Raw genomic sequence first — 7,375 nt, 5'->3', positions numbered from 1 at the left:
TGTCCCCCACTTTTAAAGAGGGAACGTTTTGGGGAAAAAATGTGCCTGGTTGGGGAGGGTGGTGGGGTTGGGGGGGGGGGGGGGGTGTTTTTTTTTTTTTCTCCCCCCCCCCCCCCCCCCACGACCGTCGAAGGGTGTGCGGTAGGACGGAGGCTGGTCTCGCAGGTCGACACGCAGCGTCAGGCGGACACAAGTGGACGGAGGCAAGTCGACACCGAGCCACGGGCCGTCGACCTGTGTGGACACTGAAGTCACCTTCGGCTGACGATGTCCGTAGTCGTAGAGGTCGCCGAGCCAGGACGAGTCCTCGCAGACGGTGTGCCGCACGGAGCGGATGGAGTGCTCGGCGAACGCCCCCGCTTGCACGACAACGGAACGCGCGGTTCCCGGATCGAGATTGACCAGTTCGACCGTGGTCTCCTCCGGGTCGATGCTCGACACCAGCGCCGCCACCGAGGGTGGCAGGCCGGGCCGCAGGGCTTCGGCGTCGTAGTAACGCACCCGAGCCTGCTGCAGACCACCGTTGTAGATCACCTGCGGGCCACCCCAGGTGAGTTGCACCAGTGCCTCGGTGACGACGGGATTCGACTGCTGCCACAGGTGGATGTCGGCCTCGGACACGTCTTGGCCCCGGTGGCGCTCCATCCGGGCGAGACGGTGCCGCACCTGCGCCTGCGCGGCAGCCAGGATCCGTTCCGGGTACGCGGGATTGTCCCCGGAGAGGAAGGCGAACCAGGGTTCTTCGTGCCCGGCCTCCTCCTTGAGCCGGAACGGTCGAACGGTGCGCCAGTCGTGGCCGCTGGCACTACGCAGCGATTCGACGCGCTCCCGGTCGGCGGGTGCGGCCGAGTGATGCCACAGTGCGGTGGGGACCGACATCAGCATCGGGTTGTAGTCGAACCATCCCCGGTCGCCGTGCCGGAACGGTACGAGCAAGGTGGGGGTGTGGACGTCCTCGCCGAGTTGCACGATCCACCTGGACTTCAGGCTGGAGTCCGCCTCGGTGAACGCCATCGTCTTGCCCTGTTGGATGACCTCGTCCAGGGCGGGCCGCACCAGGTCGAGAAAGGACTCGTCGCCGGTCGCCGTGACCGCCGCCAACGCCGCGATCATCGCGGCGTGCCCGACGCTGTACCAACCGTGTGGCCAGGACCAGCCGTAATGCCCGCCGTACCAGCGTCCGTCCAGCAATCCGCCGACCGTGCCATCCGGGCCGACGTTGTCGGGGATGATGCCGCCGTTGCCGTCGGCCCGCTTCCGCCAGGCCCCGACGTAATCGGCGATCCAGTCCCGATAGCGCTGCTCTCCGGACAGCAGCAACGCGTTGAGGACGAGCCCCGAGGCCGCCAGGTTGACCGCGGTGTCGCCCACCGCCATCCGCCGGCGCATCTCCTCGCCGAGGCGCGGGTCCCGCTCTCGCCGCGGTTCGTCCTCTCCCGGAGGCAGCACCCAGTCCAGAGGAAAGCCGTACAGGCGGGCTTCTTGCGGCAGCCAAGGATAGGACTCGCCGTCGAACAGTCCTTCCCGGTGCGGATCGCTGCCGTTGTGCGGACGGCGGATGATCCGGTGTTCGGGGTCGTAGTTGCCGTGCGCCGGGTCGACGTAGAGCTCCGCGAAGCGCAACGCCCGCTCGGCCCAGCGATCGGGCGCGGCCATACACAGGAAATAGAACATCTGCAGGCTTTCGCCTTGGTGGAACCAGTCGTAGCCGCGCTCGTACTCGCCGTGGAGCATGCCCAGTCCGGTGAGCTGACGGGTGACCCCCTCCCAATGCCATTCGGACGCGGGCAGGAGATCGTCGGCACCACCCAGCAGGTAAAGCTGGGGCCAGTTGAAGAAGGTCTCGTAGAAGTCGTCCACGCCGTCGCGTGAGGTGAGCCGGGCCTGGTAGTTCAGCTGCCCGTCGGCACTGGTGAAGTCGTGCTCGAACCGGCGCCAGGCATGGTCGAGCAGGTCGAACAGTTCACGTTGCGCGATCGCCCAGTACGGCGGCTCGAGCAGGGGCACCGAGGCGGTGATGACAGGATGCATCCGGGGCGTTCTCCGTTCCGAGGGTGGGTCGATCACTCCTTGGTCGCGCCTGCCAGCATTCCGGCGACGAGGAATCGTTGGGAGAAAAGGAAGACGACGAGTACCGGGATGATGGCCACCAGCGTCGCCAGCGCCAGTTGGGGGCGCTGGACCGCGAGTTCGCCGACGGTCGGATTGAACTGGGGGACGTTGTTGAGCAACTCGCCCAGGCCGACCTGGACCGGGAAACGGTCGCTCGTGGGCAACAGGACGTAGGGAAGGAAGTAGTTGGTCCAGTTGGTCACGAAGCTGAAGAAACCGACCAGCGCGACGACCGGAGCGGCCAGCGGCAGGGCGACGCGGCGGAACACCCCGAATTCAGAGCAGCCGTCGAGTCTGGCGGCGTCCAGCAGTTCCCTCGGCAGCGCGGTGGTGAAGAAGATGTAGGCCAGGTACACGCCGAACGGGTAGAACGAGTACGGCAGGACGATCGACCAGATCGAGCCGATCAGGCCGACGGCGTTGAGCTCGAGGAAGAGCGGTACCACCAGGGTCGCGTTGGGCATGAGCATCACCACGAGGGTGGCCACCAGCAGGGTGTGCCGACCGCGGAACTCGGTCATCGCGAGCGCGTATCCGGCCGGAATCGCCACGCACAGCGTGATGACCAGCGCGAGGCACGAGTACAGCGCCGAATTGCCCAGCCAGCCGAAGATCGCGTTGTCCCCGAACGCTGTCAGCGCTTCCCAGTTCGCTTGCAGCGCCTGCCACGACCCGAGGGACAGCGGGTGGCCGTGCACGAGCTGGTCGTCGGTCTTGGTGGCGGCCAGCACCAGCCAGAGTGCCGGGAGCGCGAAGAAGAGCACGAAGAACAAAAGGACCACTGTGGACAGTGGGTTCGGCGTGAACCGCCGGCTGTCAGTCGGCATCGAAGAACCTCGATCGCGCGACGAACAGACCCGCGGCGATCAGCCCGACCACCAGCAGCTCGACCGAGATGGCGGCGGCGGTGTTGACGTTGTCGTTCTGGAAGGCGAAGTCGTAGGAAAGCTGGTTGAGCGAATAGTCACGACCGGCCACTCCGACACTGGCTTGTGACAGCAGTTGGGGCTCGACGAACAACTGCGTCCCGCCGGCGAACGCCAGGATCACCATGTACACGATCCATTTGCGCAGCAACGGAAGCTGGATGCGCCGCGCGATCTGCCAGGGTCCCGCACCGTCGATTCGTGCCGCTTCGACAAGGTCCGGTGAGATGTTGTTCAACGCCCCGTACAGCACCACGATCCACCCGCCGGCACCGGTCCAGAACGCGATGAGCGTGAACAGGACCGGCAAGTGCCCCGGCGCCACCACTTGGCCGAAGGTGTCGAAACCGAACGCACGCAACAGGAAGCCGACCGGGCTGACCGCCGGGTCGAGCAGGAACAGCCAGACCAGGACGCTCGCCGCTCCGGCCAGTGCGCCGGGAATGTAGTACAGGAAACGCAAGGACCTGCTGAGGGCGCGGGAGGTCACGCGGTGCAGCAGCAGTGCGAGGCCGACCACGAACACCACCAGGGTGGCCAACCAGAAGACCAGGTAGAGCGCGACATGCCCGACGGCCGAGACGAATCGGAAATCGTTAGCGGCGGTGGCGAAGTTCGCCAACCCGACGAAGCCGCCCTGGGAATCGGTGAAGGCGAAGTAGAACGCGTAACCGATCGGCACAACACCGAATCCGGCCAGCAGTACCACGTAGGGTGCGACGAAACCGTATCCGGCGCGGCCACGCCGGCGCGCTACGGCGCTCGACCGCATGGTCATGGGCTGACTTGGTAGCCGTCGGACCGCGCGTGGTCGGCGATCGCTTTCTGCCATTCGGGAAGCATTGACACGATGGTCTTGCCGGCGTTCAGCCCCGGGGTGACCGTCGCCGCCCAGATCGCCTCCTGACTGAACTGCCCGTAACCCCAGCCCGGCCACACCTGGCCCGCCGCGGCTTCCAGCGGTGGGGCGATGTCCTTGGCGTAGTACCCGGAGGAGTTCTGATTCGTCAGCCAGGTTTTCGCCGCGGGCCCGTATGCCGGATAGCCCGGAGCGGTCTTGCCCTGATAGTCGTCCGATGTGGTCACCCAGGTCAGGAAGTCGGTGGCCGCCTTCAAATTCGCGCTGTGGGCGGACAGCAGCCAGGTACCACCGCCGACATTGCCGACCGAAGGGTCGCCGCCGCCGGACCACTGCGGCATCGGGGCGACCGCGGTCTGGCCTGGCGGGACTTTGAACGTACCCTGGAACAGCGAGCCTCCGTACCACGCCGGCCCCGGCATCATCAGGATCTTGTCGGCGTGGTTCTTGCCGAAGTCCGAACTGAACACGCTGCTGGTGGACAGCGTGCGGTTCTTGATCAGCGTGTCGAGCAGAGATGCCATCCGGGTGCACTCCGGGCTGGTGGTGTTCACCGTGACGGCCTTGGGCCCGGTGATCTGGTTGGCGCCGCATTTTCCGGCCCACAGATAGATTTCCGGCGTGAACGTGTCGCCGGCGGAACCGACCAGGTAGCCGGGGTGTTCGGCGGCGACCTTCTCACCGAGTGCCTGGTAAAGCTCCCAGGTCGTGGGGACTTGGTACCCCCACTGCTTCATCAGGGACGCGTTGTACCAGAGCACGGTCTGGGACACATCGTTGCGCAGACAGTAGAGTGTGCCCTCGACCAGGCACGGGTCGTTGGCACGGGGAGCCCAGCCGTCGAGCAGCGACTGCGGGACCAGTCCCTTGTTCAGCGGCGCGGTGAACTTCGCCTGTACAGCCCAGGTGGTCTCGTTGTTCTGCGAACTGAAGACCACGTCCGGCCAGCCACTTCCGGTCCGATTGAACAGACTCACCTTCGTCTGCAGGTAGTTCGAACCGTTGGCGCCACCGTCGTAGGTGACGATGTCCATCGGCACCGAAGGGTTCTGCTTCTGATAGAGCTGCGCGGCGGCCAGTCGCGTCGAATCCACCCACACCGTCAACTTGCCGCCGGTCTGTTCCACCGGCGTGAACTCGTTCTGAGCGCCCCTGGGTACACCACCGTTGCCGCAGGCGACGACCGCGGCCAGGACCAGGGCGGCACCACCGGCCAGCAACGCCGTCCGCCTTCGGCCGTTCCCGTTGTCCGGTTCGCCGCCCGCGTCGAGCTTCGCTGTCATGAGCTACTCCACTACGTTGTGGTGCCCGCCGATCGAGGCGCCGCGGGCTCAAGCTTCCAGCATGTGTCCGACTCATTTTCGTGCCACAGACATGCGAACCGAGTCATTGCCGGGGCTTGTGAGGTCGCCGGGACGGAGTACATTGCTTAGATCACACATAACAGCCGTCCCGACCGCAGTCAGTCAAGAGATGAACCTGACTAATCCACCGATCACCGGAACCCGCCGCGTCCGTTTGGCCCTGTCGCGGGGGCAACGTCCCCAGGTCGCGCAGGTAGTGTCAGTGGAGTCCGACGATGACTCACACTCTTCAGGTGGTCCTACGATGTAGGAGGCATGCAGGTGGACAGTGAGCCCCTATCGGGAGGCGCCGGCGCGCCCGCGCGGGAGCAGGATGCCGGCTCGTCCGGCGTGTACCGGCCCGGATACGAACTGGTGGCCGAGCGGATCCTGCACCTCATCGCCGAACTGAAACTGCGGCCAGGCGACCGCATGCCCACCGAGAACGACCTGGCCACCCGGCTGGGCTCGAGTCGTACCGTGGTGCGGGAAGCGGTCAAGATCCTCTCGGCCATCGGCCGGATCCGGGCCCAGAAGGGCAGGGGGCTCTACGTCGCGGACGACGACGGCATGCTGGGTTCGGCACGCTGGGGAGGATTCTTCCTGCCCACCGACCTCGACCACGTCTACATGCTCTTCGAGTTCCGCCGGGTCCAGGAAACCGCGGCCAGCCGGCTGGCGGCGACCCGGGCGACCCCGGCCGAACTGCGAGCCATCGAAGCCGCCGCCGAAACCTGCCACCAGGGCCACCTGACCGATCAGGCCGCCTTGTTCGATCGCGGCGACGACGACTTCCACCTCGGCATCGCCGCCGCGTCACACAACGACTTCCTGGTCGCCTCGGTGCGCGAGGCCCGCCGCCTTCAACGCCAGTCCAGCGCCATCGGCCTGCACGGCACGGTCGGCGGCCACGCGGAGGGCGCCATCGAGGAGCATGCCGCCATCTACCGGGCGATCCGGGACGGCGACCCGGAAGCCGCGGCACAGGCCACCGCCGTCCACCTGGACAACACTCTGCAGGACTACCGCCGCGAGATCCAGCGTCGAGTCTTCGGCTAACCTCAGCGATTCCAGTACCGCGAAGACGCGTGGATGTGATCCGACAGATCCGACCGCTCTACTTTGCGGATGGAAGTGCACCTGCTGGCCGACATGATGTCCGGCGTGAAGAACGCTGGTTCGAAGCCCGACCGCAGGTGCGAACTGGACAGGTCGATCACGGATGGGTGACAAGGTCGGGAAGTGCTCACTGCCTGACGGGTGATGTTCCGGGCGCGATACTGGCCTTCATGACTCCAGCGAACCGTCCGGACAAAGTCCACTTGAGGGCGTTCACCGAGGCCGACCTCACCTTTCTCGACCGCCTCTGCACGGATCCCGATGCGCTCGGCGAGTTCGAGTGGCCCGGATTCGGTGATCCGAGGGCACGCCGCAAGCGATGGGAGATCGACGGGTATATCTCCGCCGAGTCCGCGGCGGTTGCGATCGCGCGGGCCGACGACACGGTTATCGGCATCGCCACCTGGAAGCCCCGCGGCTTCCCCTCGGGTGTCACCTACGAGATCGGCGTGGGGGTGCTACCCGAGCATCGCAGACAGGGGGTGGGCACGGTGGCGCAGAGGCTGCTCGTGGACTACCTGTTCGGCCGCACGACTGCGAACAGAATCGAAGCCCTCACCAACGGCGGTAACCTCGGCGAGCAGAAAGCCCTCGAACGCCTGGGGTTCCGCCGGGAAGGGGTCATGCACGGCAGATCCTTCCAACACGGCGAGTATGTCGATGTGCTCGTCTACGGTCTGCTCCGCTCAGAGCATTGTCCCGGAACGCCATGAGCACTCCTCCCAACCTATTCAAGTGAGGTCGGAAAAGGCTCACTGTCCACGATCCCGCCCCGTCCGCAAATGTTGCCGAACCTCTGGTGTTCAAGGCCCCAGGGATGGCATGAGGTGACGACGGAGGATCGCGTCGTCGAACTTGTTGAGTCGGTCTATGCCCTGAGGTGCATGGTGTTGCGTCTCGGAGTTCCGGTGGGGTCGAGATCAATGCCGTTAAGTTACCGTTTGTCGATTCCTGTATCTGGCTTTGAATTTGATGCGTGTCGTAGCGTCGGAAATGCTTGGCGATGATTTAATCCC

At 65.6% G+C, this 7,375-nt stretch carries 6 protein-coding genes; 2 read left to right on the top strand and 4 right to left on the bottom strand.

Annotated elements, in window-relative coordinates:
- Positions 1-12 precede the first annotated feature (12 nt).
- From ACZ7KI_RS27725 to ACZ7KI_RS27710, 4 genes are read right to left on the bottom strand one after another with little or no spacing between them, the layout of a single operon-like run.
- Complete coding sequence (locus tag ACZ7KI_RS27725; RefSeq protein WP_470275993.1) at positions 13-2,031, bottom strand: DUF8034 domain-containing protein; 2,019 nt, start codon at positions 2,029-2,031, stop codon at positions 13-15.
- A gap of 32 nt (positions 2,032-2,063) precedes the next feature.
- Positions 2,064-2,939, bottom strand: a complete 876-nt coding sequence (locus ACZ7KI_RS27720) for a carbohydrate ABC transporter permease (RefSeq protein WP_470275992.1) — start codon at positions 2,937-2,939, stop codon at positions 2,064-2,066.
- The gene (locus ACZ7KI_RS27715; protein WP_470275991.1) at positions 2,929-3,816 is read right to left on the bottom strand and encodes a carbohydrate ABC transporter permease; all 888 of its coding nucleotides are present in this window, start codon (positions 3,814-3,816) and stop codon (positions 2,929-2,931) included. The genes ACZ7KI_RS27720 and ACZ7KI_RS27715 overlap by 11 nt, the downstream gene beginning before the upstream one ends.
- Positions 3,813-5,180 carry an ABC transporter substrate-binding protein gene (locus tag ACZ7KI_RS27710; RefSeq protein WP_470275990.1) on the bottom strand — a complete coding sequence of 456 codons (1,368 nt, stop codon included), beginning with the start codon at positions 5,178-5,180 and terminating at the stop codon, positions 3,813-3,815. Before ACZ7KI_RS27710 ends, ACZ7KI_RS27715 begins: the two co-directional genes overlap by 4 nt.
- A 342-nt stretch (positions 5,181-5,522) precedes the next feature.
- Here ACZ7KI_RS27710 and ACZ7KI_RS27705 point away from each other — a divergent pair, with 342 nt between their 5' ends.
- Both ACZ7KI_RS27705 and ACZ7KI_RS27700 read left to right on the top strand, forming a co-directional pair.
- Positions 5,523-6,299, top strand: a complete 777-nt coding sequence (locus ACZ7KI_RS27705; protein ID WP_470275989.1) for a FadR/GntR family transcriptional regulator — start codon at positions 5,523-5,525, stop codon at positions 6,297-6,299.
- Between the two features lie 230 nt (positions 6,300-6,529).
- On the top strand, positions 6,530-7,072 hold the full coding sequence (locus tag ACZ7KI_RS27700) for a GNAT family N-acetyltransferase (protein WP_470275988.1): 543 nt from the start codon (positions 6,530-6,532) through the stop codon (positions 7,070-7,072).
- The last annotated feature ends 303 nt before the right edge of the window (positions 7,073-7,375 follow it).

The sequence above is a fragment of the Amycolatopsis sp. NPDC039088 genome (assembly GCF_055598845.1).
This window is presented reverse-complemented; position numbering and strand designations above follow the sequence as displayed.

Bases quoted from the DNA above. Each gene is read 5' to 3' on its own strand.
- ACZ7KI_RS27715 (WP_470275991.1), bottom strand. From the start codon at position 3,816: ATGACCATGCGGTCGAGCGCCGTAGCGCGCCGGCGTGGCCGCGCCGGA.
- ACZ7KI_RS27710 (WP_470275990.1), bottom strand. From the start codon at position 5,180: ATGACAGCGAAGCTCGACGCGGGCGGCGAACCGGACAACGGGAACGGC.
- ACZ7KI_RS27720 (WP_470275992.1), bottom strand. From the start codon at position 2,939: ATGCCGACTGACAGCCGGCGGTTCACGCCGAACCCACTGTCCACAGTG.
- ACZ7KI_RS27725 (WP_470275993.1), bottom strand. From the start codon at position 2,031: ATGCATCCTGTCATCACCGCCTCGGTGCCCCTGCTCGAGCCGCCGTAC.
- ACZ7KI_RS27700 (WP_470275988.1), top strand. From the start codon at position 6,530: ATGACTCCAGCGAACCGTCCGGACAAAGTCCACTTGAGGGCGTTCACC.